The following is a 17,810-nucleotide window of genomic DNA, read 5'->3' on the forward strand; positions in this document are numbered from 1 at the left end:
TTATTTCGCAGCCGTTACAGCATAGTGCTTCGGTGTTATCAGATATTGCCGGGGACAAGCTTTGTATTCCTTGTTGTTTGTGTGGCGCGTATTCGCCCACTAGGGTGCTGTGTTCATAGCACTTGTCGAGTGTCGTTCAAGTCAATTTACCGCTCTGCAGCGGCGCGAAAGTGCGCGCGTCAATGGGCCATTAAGTAAACAAGGAGTGTGTGATGGCTTTAAAAAACGATTACTCGTTCGGGCGAGCATTCATTTCTGCGCAAGAGTATTCCGTACTCTCAAAAGCATTGCGGGAGCTTTCTGCCACCCCCCAATATCAAGCGCTGAACGACTATTACCAGCAAGCCGGTCAAACGACCGACCCGGTGTCGTTGTTGACCCTGGCGAGCCTGTTTCAAGAGCAACTTGCAGTGCTGTTGAAACGCAAAAAAAACCCTGTTCCGGTGGTTGTCGATGACATTGCGCGAGGGCTGCAACGTTATCTGTCACGGCTTTCGACGACCGTGCAAATGTTGTCGGGGCCGACCCGGCCGGTGCCGAAAGTCATCCATTTCGTCTGGGTTGGCGGCAGCGAAGTCGGGGTCAATCAGCGCGATTACATGAATATCTGGCGCCAGGTGATGGCGGCGGAGGGTTACCGCTTCAACCTTTGGTACGACAGCGATGCGTTGCTGGCTTTCGAGATGAACCGGGTCATCCTCGACAGTGCCAGGGCTGATGTCATGACGACCGGTGGCGACCAGCTCAACCATGCCGCGCAATTGGCGACGATGATTGAAGAGCGTGCACGGGTGTTGAAACAGCAGATGTTCGACTACCTCAGCCAGCCGAGGTGGAAGGGGCGGACCGATGAAGCACGCATCGATCTGATGGTGCGTGCTTATGGCAAGGACCGCGCGTCGCTGCAGGCTTTTCGTCAGCGCTGCCTCGACAGCCATCTGGCGATGGTGGGGCCGGATCTGCAATTACGCGATGTCACTCACGCCTTTGCCGATGACTTGTTGGCGGACGTCTACCACCGCGAAGTGTCGATGCGCGGCAACTTCGCTGCAGCGAGCGATGTGGTGCGCTTGCAGGCGGAATTTCGTGAAGGCGGGCGTTATACCGACATGGATTATCTGCCGCCGCTGCTCGACAAGTTGGGCGGTGTCGATATCAGCGATTACAGCCAGACGCAGAAAATCGCAGTCCTGCAACTTCTGTTGAACAACAATCCGCAGTTGATGCCGGGGCGCGATCCGCAGCATTACCCTGACAGGACCGACAGTCTTCCAGAGCAACATAAACAACTTCTCGAGGATTTTGCTCGCAGCAAACCCGACGTCCTTGAACTGTTCATAGCGCCAAAAGTCGTGGAGGCTGCGGAGAACGGCTTTCGCATGGGGCTGCAAATCAATGAAGAAATGAACGCTCATTTCATCGCCCAGCCGGGCAGCGGCATGACGATGTCGATCATGCAAGTCATTCGGCTTAATTACGACGTGCTCGCTGAAGTTGAAAAGCGCATGGCCAACTCGGCAACTGGATGGGCCGACGGTGAGACCCTGACCACGGTCGCGGCGACAGTCATTGAAGAGATGTTGGTCAGGTCGAACTTCACCAGCTGGAATGAAGCTTATGCCTACCAATTGCTTAAAGCGGTTGTCACCTATTATCGGGACGGTATCCGCAATGACGCGGCGGGTACGGTAACGCTCACCGGCCCGGGCGCGGCACTCGCCGGATTACATGAATATATCGAAGCCAATTGCGATCCGTTTTTCACTCGTCAGGTGCTGGCGCAACAGCGTCTGCGCGAGGGCTACAACGTCAATACCGAAGAGGAAACCATTTCCGGCTGGATCGTCAGGGGCACGGAAAAAGACTGGCTGGAGAAGGAACACGCCCGGTGGGCCGAGGGAAAGCTCAAGTCTCGTTATGCCGGACGCTTGTCCAACCTGCTCAGCGATCGAAGCCTGACCTTCGAGCGCGGCTGGCCCGTTGTCGAGGGCAAACCGGTGCTGTTGACCTCAGTGCTGCAACGCTTGATGGATGATCTGGGCGAGCCGTTCATTCGAGCGATGCGAGACAAGTTGAGCGGGGAGGTCAATTTCGCTCAAGCCGTGGTCATCGACTTCGACGCCCGTCAGCAAGTGCTGGCGCAAGGCCCTGTGGTTGTGCCGACCTCCCATGGTGCGGAATCGGTCAGCCATCTCAACGAACTGTTCAGCCGGATCGCCCACGGTACGCTGCCGCTGGAACAACTGAGCCCCGCGATGCGAGTCGTGCTCGGGGGGATTTTCGGCGCAACGAGCGTGGACGATGTCGGGTTCGCCGATACCTGGCAACAGGTGCGCGACCTGGCCATCGCCACCGACCGTGACGGCACTTTCGCGCGCTACGATGCGATTGAAAAAGCCGTGCGCCAGCGCCGCTCGGCGGCGTTCGAGAACGGGCTGGGACGCGACCTGCCGACGGCCACATCGACGACCCGCGAGCTCAAGGTTCAAGCCATGTCCGAGCCGCTGACGCTGCGCCAGTGGGGCGAACGTATCGGCCAGATCAAGCACAGCGCGCAGCGGGAGTTTCGCACGCAGATCCTGCAGCGCAGCGGACAAGTGCGTGACATCTTTTTCAAGGCCGGCGCGGTGTCGGTCAAGCAGTTGCCGCAGGATCTGTTGCAGCACAACGCGGGCGACCCGGGGCGCCGCTGTTATCCGCTGGCGCTGCTGATGGGCGCCGCAGTGGCAGCCGGCGAGCCGGCGGAACGGGCGTTGGTCGGGCATGTCGCCAGCGCCAGCGCGAGTCCGGACGAACTTGGCTCGCGGGCGTTGCGCAGTGCGCTGGACGAACTGCGCGCCTTGCCCACCGGCGAGGTCGGCAGCGTTCGCGGCGTGCAACGCATGGACAGCATCATCGCCGCGCTGGACGCCAGTGCGGCGCCTGCGGTGCTGCTGCTCGACACTGGCGACCACGCCCTGCTGCTGGCGAAAGTGCGAACCGGTGAGCACGCGGCCTATCGCTTCTACGATCCCAACTTCGCCCTCTACGGATTTGCCGATGGCGCGCAACTGCAGCGTGGCGTAGAGCGTTATCTGAGCGCGGACGATAACGCGCTGGCGAAGCTTTATGGTCTGGGTGAGATGGCCACGGCGCAGTTCACCGTCACTGAGCTGGACACTGCGGCGATCGCCGAACGCAGGCTGTCATCGGATCTGCGCGTGGACAGTTTTCTGCACAACGTTGCGCTGGCCGATCCGCAGGGAGCCTCGATCTGGCACAAGCAAGCGCTGGCCCGTACCCGATCTCTTGGGGAAAACGCTCGGCTGGGCACCAGCCTGGCGCAACTGGATGCGCGCTACTGGACCAGCGAGTTCGAGCAGGCGACCGAGCGTTTGCGCCGTGAGCACAACCTGGCGCGTGATTACGTGCCGTTGCTCGATACCCACAGCAAAAACGCCGACGGCGGCCACAGCATTACGCTGATGGATCTGCGCAATGCGCAAAATGCCCGGACGGTCAGCACCCGGGATTCGCGCTTTCAGAGAATCAGGCAATACGTCGAACGACTCGTGCAGGGCGGTGCGGCCAGGCCCGGGCACACGCCTGATCACGACGGTGGCAGCCGACTCAGTTTCGCCTTTGCGATCCAGACGCTGATCAGTGAAATGCGCCAGCGCGAGTACCGCGCTGGCGATACAGCGCCGACACTGACCGTCGCCCTGCAACTTCAGGTGTACGTCAGTTATGCACAGTTGGGCTTTGGTGTGGCCAGCGATGCAGTGCAGGTCATCCAGTTGGTGCGCCATTTAGCGGTGGCGGAGCGGGCGTTGCAGCAGGCCTCGTTCTCCGCACGTCTGGCCGGGCAGGCCGCCACGGGTGTCGGGGTGGCATTTTCCGTGGCCAATATCGGTTTCGACATCTACAACCTGACGCAGGCAGAGAATCATGAGCAGCGGGCGCGGTTTTCCACGTCCCTGGCGTTCAACACAGCGGCGCTGGGTCTGGATATTGTCGCCCTGGCGGCGGGCGGAACGGTGGGCGCGTTCGCCGCAGCGCTGTCCGTGCCGCTACTGGGCGTCGGTATCGGGGTGACCGCGATTGCCAGCAATCTCGGGCAGATCATGGACAAGGCTGCGGCCATCGGCGAGCACCTCTCGCAGATTCACGACGCTTATCAGCAGTCTTACGAAAGCGTTGGTGCGGTCTTGCAGTTCCCCGCACTGGCAGTGATTACCGAGGTGGATCTGCACAGCAGAAGGGTGGCGTTCGAAGGGCAGAAGTTTTACCCCTGGAAGTGCAGTGCACTGGAATTGCCGCAATACGACGATGATCCGGCCAGGCGGCATGCTGCGATCAACATCCCCAGAGCCTTTCAACGGCCTGCTGTCGGCAGCGTCTGGGGTACTTTGCCCTGGATGGTGGTGCTGCCTTGTTCGCCAATCTGTTACTACGGCTATGAATATCAACTCGGCAGCGCCGGGACCGTGCCCTTTTCAACAACCCGCTACCCGCGGTTGCACGACCGCCTGGCACATCAGCTGGAATATGACGCGCTCGGTAACCGGGTGTTTTACCTGTTCAGTACGCCATTAGCGCCGCACATACTCTACAAGCTGCATCCGGTATTCATGGCCACGACGATCAAGCTGCAGTTGAGCGCAGAGGTCAGTCAGCTGTTGGTTCCGGACCTGCCGCCAGAGTGGCGCGAGAAGATTGCCTACCGGATCACCGCACCGCAGGGGCAATTCCGGATTCGGTTGGTGCCAGGCCTGCTGGCGGTGAATTTCGAACAAGCACAGGGCTGGGAACGGGTGACCTGGACGGTGCAAGCGTCCTGGGCCCGGGTCGAACAGGTCAGCTTTCGTGCAAAACCACGGGACAGCATCGACAGCGCACCTGACATGCTGGTCGATGGCCTCGTGTTGAATCGTTTTGACGGCGTCATCGAGCTGGCCGAGGGGCTGTTCCGGATCGACTGGACGGGCCGCAGCCTGCATCTGATCGCCGTTGTCCTCGACTACGAAAACAACGCTGCGACTCAACTGCGTAGCGCCAACATGACCGCCAGCGGCATCCCTGCGCCGGTGCAGCGTTATTTGCGCGCTCAGGTCGCAAGCGGGCAACTGACCGCAGCCTATTTGCCGTTGCGTAACTTCAGAGTGCCGTTCGATTCGCCGAACCGGCCAGTGGTGACTACCGGCTATTACGACACTGCGCGGGATCGGGTGCTGTTCGCGCGTAACCTGCCGCTGGAGGTGAACGAGGGTGTGGTTCTGGCAGGCGTCAACGCCCGCCATGCGTGGTTCTACCATTCCGATCATCCATCCGTATGGCGGGTCGATGTGCTGACCGGCACTGTCCAGCATCGCTACCGTCTGAAAAATCCACGTACAGGTTCGACCATCATCGGCTGCCGACAACAAGCCGATGGAGCGCTGCGGATTGCGCAGAAGCTGACGGCAGAAGCGTTGCATGGCACCACCACGGTCGAGTACCGGATCAGCGGGCAGCATGTAGAACTGACCGCTTGCCAGATCGCTTTTGCCGCCGAGGACTATCGGTTCGAGCCGCGTGAAGCGCTTCGACAAACCGATGCCCCGGACATGAGCGTCTCGTCAGACATGGCCGCCAGCAGCAGTGATTGGTCTTGTGCTCCGTTCATTGTTGTCGAGGGCTATGCCGGGTCGCAGTTGCGCGACAGGGCTTGGCTGAACAAGACGACGGGCAAGTGCATTGAGGCCAGGCAAGACCTGTCCTGGCCCGAAGACTTGTTGATGCTGATGCCGTCCAGCCCTGAAAACAACGCGGTGCTGTTCTATAGCCAGCAGGAGCGGACGATCAGCCGCGGCATCGAACCCCGTGTCGGTCATTGGCAGAATGTGGTGATCGAGCGCGATGTGGTGGAGGTCACTCAGATCAATCAGCGTTTCATCGCCACCAAGGACGACGGCCGTCTGTTCGAGGTCGATATCGTCGACGTGCCGGCAGCGGCAGCGATCGACGAGGTGATTGTGTTTCAGTACGGGGTACCTTCCCTTGCGCACAGAAGCGATGAGGCGTGGCTTGATCAGGCCGATAAGCCTTCGATTCTCCGGTTCGCTGGTGTCGGGCAGCGTTGGCTGCAGCGACATCCCGATTGGTTGAGCGCATTGCATTCGCTGGCCACGAAAGCGCCGTTGCTGCCGTTCCCGGTCTTCGGTTTACGTGATGGGGCAGGTCAGGCTTTCCTAACGGCATGGTGTGTCGATGGCAAAGTCGCTGTGGCCGATATCGGTCAGGGCAAGGAGCTGGCGCTGCTCGGTCTGACCCCGGATCAAAGCGCTGTCTGGTTGCTTGAGGTCAGCACCGGACAACTTTACCGCCAGCCGCTGATGGCGATCGAAGCACTGCGGGGAGTGTTTGCCGCTGACCATCGTTTGCTGAAACCGGAGGTGCTCGACAGGCCTGAAAAGGTCTGGACGTCATGGACTTTTGCTGAGGTGCGGCGCCAGGGTGAAGGGCTGGAGGCGCAGACCCTCGACGGGGTGCATCTGCAATTGCTGGATAACCAGCCGGCAATGATCGTCGGCGTGGAAAATCGCTGGTCTCATGTGCCGGGGCAGAGCGATCAACAGTTACGTGCACGCCTGCGAGCATTGTTGCACGGGCATGCCCACGCGCCTGTCATACAAGTGGCAAGTGCAACCGGACGCTACCTGTATTACCTGCCGCAACTTGACCGGCTGTTTGATCTGTCCGGGCGCAGTGACGGACAGTGGTCGGCATTCCTCGGTACGCGCGGGTCGAAGCAGCCGATGCTGTTCGACCCGCTCGACCAACTGATTTTCAGCGCCGGCCCGAACGACGGCGTCTGGCTGCCCGACAGTTTTGCCCATCGCGACGCCGAGGTCATGGTGCTTGAGGTAGGTGATGACATCACAGAGATCGAAACATTGTTGCCCGATGGCGTTGCCAGGCTGCTGCTGACTTTCGGTGCGCAGACCTCGGGTTATCGGCTGGCGCAAGTTTCCTTCCAGCGCCTGGACTGCATCGTGGTCGATGGACGACAGGCTTCGGATGCTGAAACGGCGGAACCTTGCCTGCTGGATCTGGATCTGGACGAGTGCGGGCATTGGTGGATGTCACGGGTCGATGACGATGTGGTACTGACCGATCCGGACTCCGGGCACAGTCTGATCTTGCGTAATTTCGACGGACAACGCCCACTGCTACTGATGCTGCCCATTGCCGGGCGGCCACACACGTTCACGCTGGCTCAAGGGCTGGAAGCGTTTGCCACTGTGCGCGGCGCAGAAGCAACGGTCAGCCTGACAGCGGTGATCGCAGCGCTGCGCTGAGGTCGCTCCGCATAGCAAAACGCCGCGAACGGTGACCGTACGCGGCGTTTCGTTGTGGCGGTTGCGCGGCAACAATACTCAAGGCACCAGATAACCTTTCACGCCGGTAAAAATGATCTGCGCGGCCAGTGCGCAAACAAACAATCCCATCAAGCGGCTGACAATCTGCAAGCCCTGATCGCCGAGAATCCGCTCGATGCGATTGGACAGATACAGCACCACTCCGACAGTAAAACTGGCGAGCGCAATACTCATGATTGCAGTGAGCTTGTCGTCCCAGTGTGGCTGGCTGACGCCCATTACCAGCAAGGCGCCGATGGTGCCGGGGCCGACCGTCAGCGGGATGGTCAGCGGCACGATGGTCACATCCTGCTGCACGTTATCGGCCTGCACCGCCGGTTTGCCCTGAGCCATGCCCAGCGCGGAAATAAACAACACGCTGCCGGCACCGATGCGGAAGGCGTCCACGGTGATGCCGAAGACATCGAAAATCACCCGTCCGAACAAATAGAGCAGCACACTGGAAATCAGTGTGGCGAGGGCGACCTTCCACGCCAGACGCCGCTGTTCCTTGCGCGAATAGCCACGGGTCAGGCTGATAAAGCACGACAACACGAAGAACGGGCTGTAGAGCACCAGCATCTTCAGATAAACGCTGAACAACACATGGAGCATGATGCAAGCTCACTGGCGATGGAGTCGGGGGGAGTCTATCAGGCACCGCAGATTCTGTCGGTTTACGACGGCTGGGTCGTGGCCCGGTTCTGCTGATCGCGCTGGGCAACCCAGTGTTCGATCAACTCGCGCAACTGGGAGAGCTCGACCGGTTTGGACATGTGCCCGTCCATGCCGGCCTGCCGGGCGCGCTCCTTGTGTTCGGCAAGAATGTGCGCGGTGAGGGCTACAACCGGTGTGCGGATGCGCTGATTGCTGACTTCCCAGGCGCGCAGTTGCTGAGTGGCGGAGAAGCCATCAAGGATCGGCATTTCACAATCCATCAGCACCAGGTCGTAACGCTGGGCCTTCATCGCTTGCAGCGCTTCTTCGCCATTGCTCGCGGTGTCCGGTTGCAGGTTGAGCTTGCCGAGCATGCCACGGATCACTTTGGTCGAGATGGTGTTGTCTTCGGCGACGAGGATGCGGAAGTCGCTGGGCACTTTGGCCGCTGTGGCCGCCGTAACGACCTGCGGCTGGAACGCGACCTGGCCCTTGTTGCGTTGATTGAGCTCGTCAGCCAGCGTGGTCTTGAGCGTATAGCCGGCCACCGGTTTGGCCAGTATTCGTTTGATCCCCGAATTGCGCGCAATGATCTTGCTCGGCGCGTTGCTGATGCCGGTGAGCATGATCAGCAGAATGTCGTGGTTCAGGCTCGGGTCTTCCTTGATCTTCGCTGCCAGTTGCATGCCGGTCATGCCGGGCATGTTCTGGTCGAGCAGGACCACGTCGAAGTAATCGCGCAGATGCGCCTTGGTGCGCAGCAGCGCCAGCGCTTCCTTGCCCGACGGCACGGCGCTGACATTCAGGCCCCAGGCGCTGCACTGCTGCACCAGCACTTTGCGGCAAGTGTCGTTGTCGTCGACCACCAATACCCGCGCGCCTTGCAGCGGGCTGTCGAGGTCGGAGGTCGGATGTTCGAGGCGATCCGGGTCCAGTGGCAAGGTCAGCCACAAAGTGCTGCCCTGGGTGGCGCCGCTCTTGATGCCGAACTCGCCTTGCATCAGACGGATCAGTTGGCGCGCAATCACCAGGCCGAGATTGCCGCCCAGGCGATTGGCCGAGAGGAAGTGCTTGCTGTGCAATTCGGCGTGCAACAGTGCTTCGCGCTCTTCCGGCTCCATCGGCACGCCGCTGTCCTGCACGGCAATGCGCAGGCGCGGCTTGCTGCTGCGCTCATCCAGTGCAACGACGATCAGCACTTCGCCTTCTTCGGTTTTCTTCAGGGCATTTTCCAGCAGGCTCAGCAAGGTCTGGCGCAGGCGCGTCGGATCGCCGCTGATTACCCGTGGCACTTGCGGCTGGATGAAGCTGATCAGCTCGACGTTCTGTTGCTCGGCCTTGGCCCGGTAGATGCTCAGGCAATCATCGATCAGGGCGTTGAGGTCGAACTGCACGTCATCGAGTTCGATCTGCCCGGATTCGAGCTTGGAGATGTCGAGGATCTCGTTGATCAGCGTCAGCAGTTCGTTGCCGGCGCTGTGGATGGTTTGCACGTAATCGCGTTGCTTGACCGACAGCGGCGTGCCCAGCAGCAGCTCGGTCATGCCCAGTACGCCGTTCATCGGTGTGCGGATTTCGTGGCTGATCTTGGCGAGGAATTCGGCTTTGGCGTTGATTTCGGCGTTGCTTGCCGCCAGGTCGCGGCTGATGCTGAAACGACTTTCAGTGATGCTGCGCTGTCGCTCGCCCAAGGCGACGCTCATCAGCAGACCGCTGATGCAGATGAACACCATCAGCGTCATGATCAGGCCTTGCGGCGTGACCAGGGTCAGCCCCAGTAGCGCCGGCAGGATAACCAGGGTGCCGATGTTGAACACGATCATGGCGGCGACGAACAGACGCGCCGGGCGATAGCCCTTCTGCCAGTGATAGAAACCCACCAGCAACATGCTCAGACCGGCCAATGCGACCAATGCGTAGGTGATGATGTTCAGCGGCAAGGTGTTGACGAACAGCAGCAACAGGCTGCACGTGACGATCAACAGAATGTCGCCCCACAGCAGTTTGTTCAGCGGATGCTGGCCCAGTGGTGCAAAGAAGCGCAGGGCGTACATCAATCCGGCTGGAGCCGTCAGCAGCAATGCCAGATAAGCGCCCGGCGTCTGAATGGCTTGCCAGTTCGGCAACCACGGACCGGCGAGATTGAGCAACAGGAACAGACTCAGCCCGAGCAGGCCCTCACAGATCGCCAGCCACAGACTGCTGCGCGAGCGCGAGTAGGCGTAGCGCACCAGGTTGTGCAGCAGGAGCATGGCGAGGCAGCCGAACAGCAGGCCGAAAATCAGCGTCTGCTTCTGATCGGCTGCGCCCTCGATTGCCGCTTGCAGGGTGATGTGCGGGCGCAGCTGATGGCCGGAGACCATGCGTACGTAGACGTCCAGCGGCTTGTCGGCCTGGGGCAGCGGCAGCATGAAATCGCTGCTTGGCAAAGGATGTTCGGCCTGCGGCCGTTCGTTGCCGGTATTGCGTTGCTCGATCAGCCGGTCGCCGTCGAGCACGTAGAGATTGAGTTGGGACAGGTCGGGGGCAAAGATGCGCAGCACTTGTTCGTGCTTGCCCGGCGCCAGTTTGAAGCGCAGCCACAGGGCGCCCTCGGGTTCGGCCGCGGTCAGACGGTCAAGCTCGATGGGGCTGAATTGATTGGTGTAGCGAGCGGAGCGGATGTCGCTCAGTTGCAGGATGCCCTGATCGTCAAGCAATACCGACCAGCCACTGCCTTGCGCGGCCTGGGCCGGGAGCATGCAGAGCAAGGTCATCAGCGTGACGGTGAAGCTTATGGCAATCCTGAGCCAGCGCACGGCGAAATCCCTTCGTAGGTTGATGCCAGAATATAACGATGCGCGACGACCGAACAGCCCGGCGAGGAATGGCATCCCGCGCCGGGCCTGATGGATCGCTTACTCCTGGGTTTCGCCGCGTTCACGGGCAATGGCGCGGTAGCCGATGTCCTTGCGGTAGAAGCAGCCTTCCCAGTCGATGGCAGCGGCCAGTTTGTAGGCCTGCTGCTGAGCTTCACCCACGGTGGCGCCCATGGCAGTGGCACACAGTACACGACCACCGGCAGTAACGACCTGACCGTCCTTCAACGCGGTGCCGGCGTGGAAGACTTTGCCTTCCAGACCTGACGCTGCGTCCAGACCGTTGATCGCTGCGCCTTTGGCGTAGTCGCCCGGGTAGCCCCCAGCAGCCAGAACGATGCCAACGCTCGGACGCGGATCCCACTGTGCTTCAATTTTGTCCAGTGCCTGCGCCAATGCGGCTTCAACCAGCAGCACCAGGCTCGATTGCAGACGCAGCATCACCGGTTGGGTTTCCGGATCGCCGAAGCGGCAGTTGAACTCGATGACTTTCGGGTTACCGGCCTTGTCGATCATCAGACCGGCATAAAGGAAGCCAGTGTAGACGTTGCCTTCCTCGGCCATGCCGCGCACGGTCGGCCAGATCACCTGATCCATCACGCGCTGATGTACGTCGGCGGTAACCACCGGGGCAGGGGAGTAGGCACCCATGCCGCCGGTGTTCGGGCCGCTGTCGCCGTCGCCGACGCGTTTGTGATCCTGGCTGGTGGCCATCGGCAGCACGTTCTTGCCGTCGACCATGACGATGAACGAAGCTTCTTCGCCGTCGAGGAATTCTTCGATCACCACGCGTGAACCGGCGTCGCCAAACGAGTTGCCAGCGAGCATGTCACGCACGGCGTCTTCGGCTTCGGCCAGGGTCATGGCGACGATCACGCCTTTGCCGGCAGCCAGGCCATCGGCCTTGATCACGATCGGCGCGCCTTTCTCACGCAGATAAGCCAGGGCCGGCTCGATCTCGGTGAAGTTCTGGTAATCGGCGGTCGGAATCTTGTGGCGGGCGAGGAAATCCTTGGTGAAGGCTTTCGAACCTTCCAGTTGCGCAGCACCGGCAGTCGGACCGAAGCAGTCCAGGCCACGGGAGCGGAACAGATCGACCACGCCAGCCACCAGCGGCACTTCCGGGCCGACGATGGTCAGGGAAACGTTCTTTTCCGCGAAATCGGCCAGTTGCTCCAGCGCCAACACGTCGATGGCGACGTTTTCACATTTGGCTTCAATGGCGGTGCCAGCGTTGCCCGGTGCAACGAAAACCTTCTGCACACGCGGATCCTGAGCCACTTTCCAGGCCAGAGCGTGTTCACGGCCACCGCTGCCAATGATCAAAACATTCATTTCAAAAACCTCAAAAATCTGTCAGGCGCTGCTGGAGCGCTTTATGTGGGAGCGAGCCTGCTCGCGAAAGCGGTGTGTCAGTCAACGTCAACGTCGCTGGCAGATTGCATTCGCGAGCAGGCTCGCTCCCACATTTGAATCGGTGTATCAGTGACGGAAGTGGCGCATGCCGGTGAATACCATCGCGATGCCGGCTTCGTCGGCAGCGGCAATCACTTCAGCATCACGCATCGAGCCGCCCGGCTGGATCACCGCAGTGATGCCGACCTTGGCCGCGTTGTCCAGACCGTCGCGGAACGGGAAGAATGCATCGGACGCCATGACCGAACCGGCCACCTGCAAACCGGCGTGCTCAGCCTTGATCGCGGCGATGCGTGCCGAGTTGACGCGGCTCATCTGGCCGGCGCCGACACCGATGGTCTGGCGGTTCTTGGCGTAGACGATGGCGTTGGATTTGACGTATTTGGCGACTTTCCAAGCGAAGATCAGATCGTGGATTTCCTGTTCGGTCGGCGCGCGCTTGGTCACCACTTTCAGGTCATCGGTGCTGATCATGCCGATATCACGGCTCTGCACCAGCAGGCCACCGTTGACGCGCTTGTAATCCCAGGCAGCGGCGCGCTCAGCCGACCACTCGCCGCAGGCCAGCAGGCGTACGTTGGCTTTGGCCGCGACGATGGCGCGGGCTTCTTCGCTGACCGATGGGGCGATGATCACTTCAACGAACTGGCGCTCGACGATCGCTTTGGCGGTCTCGGCATCCAGTTCACGGTTGAAGGCGATGATGCCGCCGAACGCCGACTCGGTGTCGGTGGCGTAGGCCAGTTCGTAAGCCTGACGAATGCCGCCCTCAGCGTCCGGGCTGACCGCCACGCCGCACGGGTTGGCGTGCTTGACGATCACGCAGGCTGGCTTGACGAAACTCTTCACGCATTCCAGCGCAGCGTCGGTGTCGGCGACGTTGTTGTACGACAGTTCTTTGCCTTGCAGCTGGGTCGCGGTGGCGATGCCGACTTCGGCAGGCCTGGCTTCCACGTAGAACGCCGCGCTCTGGTGCGGGTTCTCGCCGTAGCGCATTTCCTGAGCCTTGATGAACTGGCTGTTGAACGTGCGCGGGAATTCGCTGCGACCTTCAGTGCTCAGGGTTTCAGCGGCCTGGTTCACGGTGCCCATGTAGTTGGCGATCATGCCGTCGTAGGCGGCGGTGTGTTCGAAGGCCTTGAGCATCAGGTCGAAACGCTGAGCGTAGGTCAGGCCGCCGGCCTTGAGATTTTCCAGAACGTTGGCGTAATCGCTGGCATTCACCACGATGGCCACGTCTTTGTGGTTTTTCGCTGCCGAACGGACCATGGTCGGGCCGCCGATATCGATGTTCTCGATGGCGGTCGGCAGGTCGCAGCCTGGCTTGTTGATGGTTGCTTCGAACGGGTACAGGTTGACCGCTACCAGATCGATCGGCTTGATGCCGTGCTCGTTCATGATCGCATCGTCAGTACCGCGACGACCGAGGATGCCGCCGTGGATTTTCGGGTGCAGGGTTTTCACCCGACCGTCCATCATCTCGGCGAAACCGGTGTAATCCGCGACTTCCACTGCGGCAACGCCGTTGTCACGCAGCAGCTTGAACGTTCCGCCGGTGGAGAGGATCTCGACGCCCAGAGCTTCGAGCTCCTTGGCGAATTCGAGGATCCCGGTCTTGTCGGAAACGCTGATCAAGGCGCGGCGAATCGGCAGGCGGGTAGTCTGGTCGGTCATCTCAATTTCCATCAAAAGCAAAGGAAGTCAGCAAAAAAGGCGACCGTTTTTTACGCGGGCGCCTTTCTGGTTTGATTGAATGCTTACAGCAGATCGTACTGCTTGAGTTTCTTGCGCAGCGTGCCGCGGTTCAGTCCCAGCAGCTCACTGGCCTTGGTCTGGTTGCCCTTGACGTAGTTCATCACGCTTTCGAGCAGGGGCGCCTCGACTTCGGACAGCACCAGGTTGTACACATCCGTGACGGACGCGCCCTCAAGGTGGGCGAAATAATTGTGCAGCGCCTTCTCGACACTCCCGCGAAGGGTCTGGCCTTCTTCGCTCGGCGTGTTGAGGTGCTGTTTCAAATTCACGTTGTCGCTCACGGGTGTTGTTCCACTCACTAAAGTCTCGGTCATCATCGTCATGCGGCCACCCCTTCTTCGTCCCCTGTCAGGCTCTTGTAACGCTCGGCGAAGAACTCCCGAACGTCGGCGCATTGTGTTTCCGTACCATCCAAACGATTGAAACGGGCGCGAAACTCCCTGGCGCCCGGCAAGGTTGCGAGATACCAGCCCACATGCTTGCGGGCAATGCGCACGCCCATCACGTCACCATAAAAGGCGTGAAGGGCAGCCAGATGCTCCAGCAGGATGCGTTCCACTTCGCTCAGTTCCGGCGCCGGCAATTTCTCGCCGGTACGCAGGAAATGATCGATCTCGCGAAAAATCCATGGCCGCCCTTGAGCGGCCCGGCCTATCAGCAGGCCATCGGCACCGGTCGCATCAAGCACGTATCGGGCCTTTTCCGGCGAATCGATATCGCCGTTGGCAAACACCGGGATCGACACGGCCTGCTTGATCGCGGCAATCGTGTCGTACTCGGCTTCCCCTGTGTACAGATCGGCGCGGGTGCGGCCATGCACGGCCAGCGCTGTGATCCCGGCCTGTTCGGCGATCTTCGCCACGTTCAGACCGTTCTTGTTTTCGCGATCCCAGCCGGTGCGGATCTTCAGGGTGACCGGCACATCAACCGCGGCCACTACGGCCTGCAGGATCTCGGTCACCAGTGCTTCGTCTTTCAGCAACGCGGAGCCGGCGGCCTTGTTGCAGACCTTTTTGGCCGGACAGCCCATGTTGATATCGATAATCTGTGCGCCCAGTTCGACGTTGGCCCGTGCCGCATCGGCCAGCATCTGCGCGTCGCCACCGGCGATCTGCACCGAGCGCGGCTCGGGATCGCCTTCGTGGATCATGCGCATGCGCGACTTGCGGGTATTCCACAGGCTCATGTCACTGGTGACCATTTCCGAGACTACAAGCCCTGCGCCCAGACGCTTGCACAGCTGACGAAAAGGCTGGTCGGTGACGCCCGCCATCGGGGCGAGAATCAAACCGTTCTGCAATGTATATGGGCCGATGCGTACCGCCGACATAGGACTTCCCTGAAGTGGGGCCGGATCATGAGAGTTCGAAAAAGGGTGGGCATGATACCCGCTCTCGATGACTGGTTAAAGGCTGAATTGAACAAAATCTGAACAGTTATTCTGTTATCGCCAACGGTTTGGTTGGCCGCGATCCAGTCAGAAAAATGCCGTCAATCGAGAAACGCTGAAGCGGTTCACTCCGGTGAGTGGAAGTTCAGGCTGTAATTCACCGCTTTCGGCCCCGGATCGAGAATATCCAAGGCGATGTGGATCGGCGTCTGCGGCGGCATTTCCGCGAGGCCTTCGAGATCGCCGCTCAGATACTCGCCGGGTTTGAAGCGACGACTGGCGATCAGATGACCGTTGAGGTCGGCGAAGCGCAGTTCGAGCAAAGGGAACGGCTGGGAAAACGTCGCCCGGTTGTAAATGATCGCGTCGACCACCAGCGCCCCGCTGAAATCGGGATGGCTGCGCACCACCAGATTGCTGCTCTTGATTTTGCCGATATCGACTTTCGACGGCACGGTGCAGCCGATCTGCGGGCAGATCTGCTGGAACCACGGTCGGTATTGATCCTGCCGCGCCAGTTCCTCGAAGTGATAGGCGATGTACTGGGCGGCAAGGCCGCCGGCCGCCAACACCACCAGCACCAGCCAGAGCAGGCGCCGGCCCCAGGGCGAGCGGCGCTGCTGCCAGTCCAGTTGCAGCGGGTCGTCGGTCAGATCCTGCAGGACCTCGGCGCGCACCCCGGGCTCGGCCCGTTCGCGTTTTTTGCGCGGCGAAGTGATCAATGGCAGATCGTCGTCATCGTTGTCGTCGCTAGCCGACAGTCGTTCGCGGCGGGCGTTGGGGTCGATCGGGTCATGCAGGCGCAATTGCGGAATCGGCGGCTCGTCATCCAGATCCACCGGCTCCAGCGACAGCGAAGGTTCGGTGCGCTCGGGCTCGAGGGTTTCGATGCCGTCGATATCCGGCTCGATATCCGGCGCTACGCTGCGCTCATCCGCAGGCTCGCTGAACAGGCTGTCGGGCCATGTGCCTTCGTCCGGCTCCGGGCTGTCGCGTCGGGCGCTCAAGGATTCTTCGCGGGTACGGCCGAATTCGGCGGCCGGCTGGATTTCGCGCTGTTCGAGGCGGGCGAGTTCTTCGTCCAGATCGAGGCTGTCCAGATCCAGTTCCGACGCGCTCCATTGCTTCTGGCTGATGGCGCGCGGTGCGGGGATCTGTTCGACGACCGCAGAATCGCTGACAGGCGCGGGCGCTTCAGGCAGCGCTGGTGCGAGCGGCGTCACCGTGTCCTTGCCGGAATGTTGCTCGAGCAGCTGCTTGGCGGCATTGAACACTTGCAGGCAGGAGCCGCAACGAACCACCCCGCGCGCCACGCTCAATTGAGCATGGTTGACGCGGAAACTGGTCTGGCAATGCGGGCATTGGGTGACGAAACTGTCGGTCATGCGGCGATCCGGTTCAGGCAAGCGGTCATTTTAGCGCCGACGCCCGGTGATGCGCACCCAGCCGTCGCGATTGGCGATCGGGTCGAGCTCGAAGTCCTGCGCATAAGCTGCCGCTACTTCTTCGCCCTGCTCGGCGAGAATGCCCGACAGCGCCAGGCGCCCGCCGCTCTTGACCAGACCGGACAGTTGCGGCGCCAGCGACACCAGCGGGCCGGCGAGAATGTTGGCGACCAGCACGTCGGCCTGAACTTGCGGCAGATCCTCGGGCAGGTACAGCGGGAACAGCTCATCGGCAATATTGTTGCGCCCAGCGTTGTCGCGCGAGGCTTCCAGTGCCTGTACGTCGATGTCGGTGCCCACAGCTTGTTTGGCGCCGAGCAGCAGGGCGGCAATCGCCAGAATCCCCGAGCCGCAGCCGAAGTCGAGCACGTGGCAGTCTTTCAGATCCTGACCGTCGAGCCATTCCAGGCACAGTGCGGTGGTCGGGTGGGTGCCGGTGCCGAACGCCAGGCCCGGGTCCAGCAGCAGATTGACCGCGTCAGGCTCGGGTGCGGCGTGCCAGCTCGGCACGATCCACAGACGCTGGCCGAAACGCATCGGCTCGAAACCGTCCATCCAGCTGCGTTCCCAGTCCTGGTCCTCGATGACTTCGCTGTGGTGCTCGGGCAACGGGCTGCCGGTCAGCAGCTCCAGGTGGGCCAGCACCGGCTCCGGTTTGGTACCGCCTTCGAACAGCGCCAGCAAGTGGGTGTGCGACCACAGCGGCGTGGTGTTGAGTTCCGGTTCGAAGATCGGCTGGTCTTCGGCGTCCATGAAAGTCACCGACACGGCGCCGACTTCGAGGAATGCGTCCTCGTAGGTTTCGGCTTGTTCCGGGGTGATGGCGAGACGGACTTGCAGCCAAGGCATGGCGGGCACCTTTGAAAATCTGTGGGGCAGCCCGAAGCTGCAAAAGCGCGCAGTTTACGCC

General features: G+C 61.0%; 9 protein-coding genes. 1 reads left to right on the forward strand and 8 read right to left on the reverse strand.

The features are described 5' to 3' along the window. Positions 1-212 precede the first annotated feature (212 nt). Positions 213-7,319 carry a TcdA/TcdB pore-forming domain-containing protein gene (locus AB4N41_RS11870; RefSeq protein ID WP_460138394.1) on the forward strand — a complete coding sequence of 2,369 codons (7,107 nt, stop codon included), beginning with the start codon at positions 213-215 and terminating at the stop codon, positions 7,317-7,319. Positions 7,320-7,397: 78 nt separating this feature from the next. Here AB4N41_RS11870 and AB4N41_RS11875 read toward each other — a convergent pair whose 3' ends face one another. The 8 genes from AB4N41_RS11875 to prmA all read right to left on the reverse strand — a co-directional run bounded on the left by AB4N41_RS11875 (position 7,398) and on the right by prmA (position 17,749). Further along, entirely contained in the window at positions 7,398-7,994 is a 597-nt protein-coding gene (locus AB4N41_RS11875) for a MarC family protein (protein ID WP_016771870.1), read from the reverse strand. A gap of 62 nt (positions 7,995-8,056) precedes the next feature. Continuing rightward, positions 8,057-10,834, reverse strand: coding sequence for a hybrid sensor histidine kinase/response regulator (locus AB4N41_RS11880; protein WP_095181162.1), 2,778 nt, complete (start codon positions 10,832-10,834; stop codon positions 8,057-8,059). Between the two features lie 99 nt (positions 10,835-10,933). Continuing rightward, positions 10,934-12,229 carry a phosphoribosylamine--glycine ligase gene (gene purD, locus AB4N41_RS11885; RefSeq protein ID WP_041480674.1) on the reverse strand — a complete coding sequence of 432 codons (1,296 nt, stop codon included), beginning with the start codon at positions 12,227-12,229 and terminating at the stop codon, positions 10,934-10,936. 147 nt (positions 12,230-12,376) lie between these two features. Further along, positions 12,377-13,984: a bifunctional phosphoribosylaminoimidazolecarboxamide formyltransferase/IMP cyclohydrolase gene (gene purH, locus AB4N41_RS11890; protein WP_252877360.1), complete on the reverse strand. Its 1,608-nt coding sequence runs from the start codon at positions 13,982-13,984 to the stop codon at positions 12,377-12,379. Positions 13,985-14,067: 83 nt separating this feature from the next. Then, on the reverse strand, positions 14,068-14,388 hold the full coding sequence (fis, locus tag AB4N41_RS11895) for a DNA-binding transcriptional regulator Fis (protein WP_002555375.1): 321 nt from the start codon (positions 14,386-14,388) through the stop codon (positions 14,068-14,070). Further along, positions 14,385-15,395 carry a tRNA dihydrouridine synthase DusB gene (dusB, locus tag AB4N41_RS11900; RefSeq protein WP_016771866.1) on the reverse strand — a complete coding sequence of 337 codons (1,011 nt, stop codon included), beginning with the start codon at positions 15,393-15,395 and terminating at the stop codon, positions 14,385-14,387. The genes fis and dusB overlap by 4 nt, the downstream gene beginning before the upstream one ends. A 185-nt stretch (positions 15,396-15,580) precedes the next feature. Continuing rightward, a complete protein-coding gene (locus tag AB4N41_RS11905) occupies positions 15,581-16,840 on the reverse strand; it encodes a DUF3426 domain-containing protein (RefSeq protein WP_095180915.1) in 1,260 nt (419 codons plus the stop codon). A 30-nt stretch (positions 16,841-16,870) separates the two neighbouring features. Further along, on the reverse strand, positions 16,871-17,749 hold the full coding sequence (gene prmA / locus AB4N41_RS11910; RefSeq protein WP_252877361.1) for a 50S ribosomal protein L11 methyltransferase: 879 nt from the start codon (positions 17,747-17,749) through the stop codon (positions 16,871-16,873). Positions 17,750-17,810: the final 61 nt, after the last annotated feature.

The organism is Pseudomonas sp. S2_A10 (assembly GCF_054668465.1).

Excerpts from the sequence above, each read along its gene's own strand:
- AB4N41_RS11870 (WP_460138394.1), top strand. The coding sequence starts at position 213 with ATGGCTTTAAAAAACGATTACTCGTTCGGGCGAGCATTCATTTCTGCG.
- AB4N41_RS11875 (WP_016771870.1), bottom strand. The coding sequence starts at position 7,994 with ATGCTCCATGTGTTGTTCAGCGTTTATCTGAAGATGCTGGTGCTCTAC.
- purD (WP_041480674.1), bottom strand. The coding sequence starts at position 12,229 with ATGAATGTTTTGATCATTGGCAGCGGTGGCCGTGAACACGCTCTGGCC.
- purH (WP_252877360.1), bottom strand. The coding sequence starts at position 13,984 with ATGACCGACCAGACTACCCGCCTGCCGATTCGCCGCGCCTTGATCAGC.
- fis (WP_002555375.1), bottom strand. The coding sequence starts at position 14,388 with ATGACGATGATGACCGAGACTTTAGTGAGTGGAACAACACCCGTGAGC.
- dusB (WP_016771866.1), bottom strand. The coding sequence starts at position 15,395 with ATGTCGGCGGTACGCATCGGCCCATATACATTGCAGAACGGTTTGATT.
- AB4N41_RS11905 (WP_095180915.1), bottom strand. The coding sequence starts at position 16,840 with ATGACCGACAGTTTCGTCACCCAATGCCCGCATTGCCAGACCAGTTTC.
- prmA (WP_252877361.1), bottom strand. The coding sequence starts at position 17,749 with ATGCCTTGGCTGCAAGTCCGTCTCGCCATCACCCCGGAACAAGCCGAA.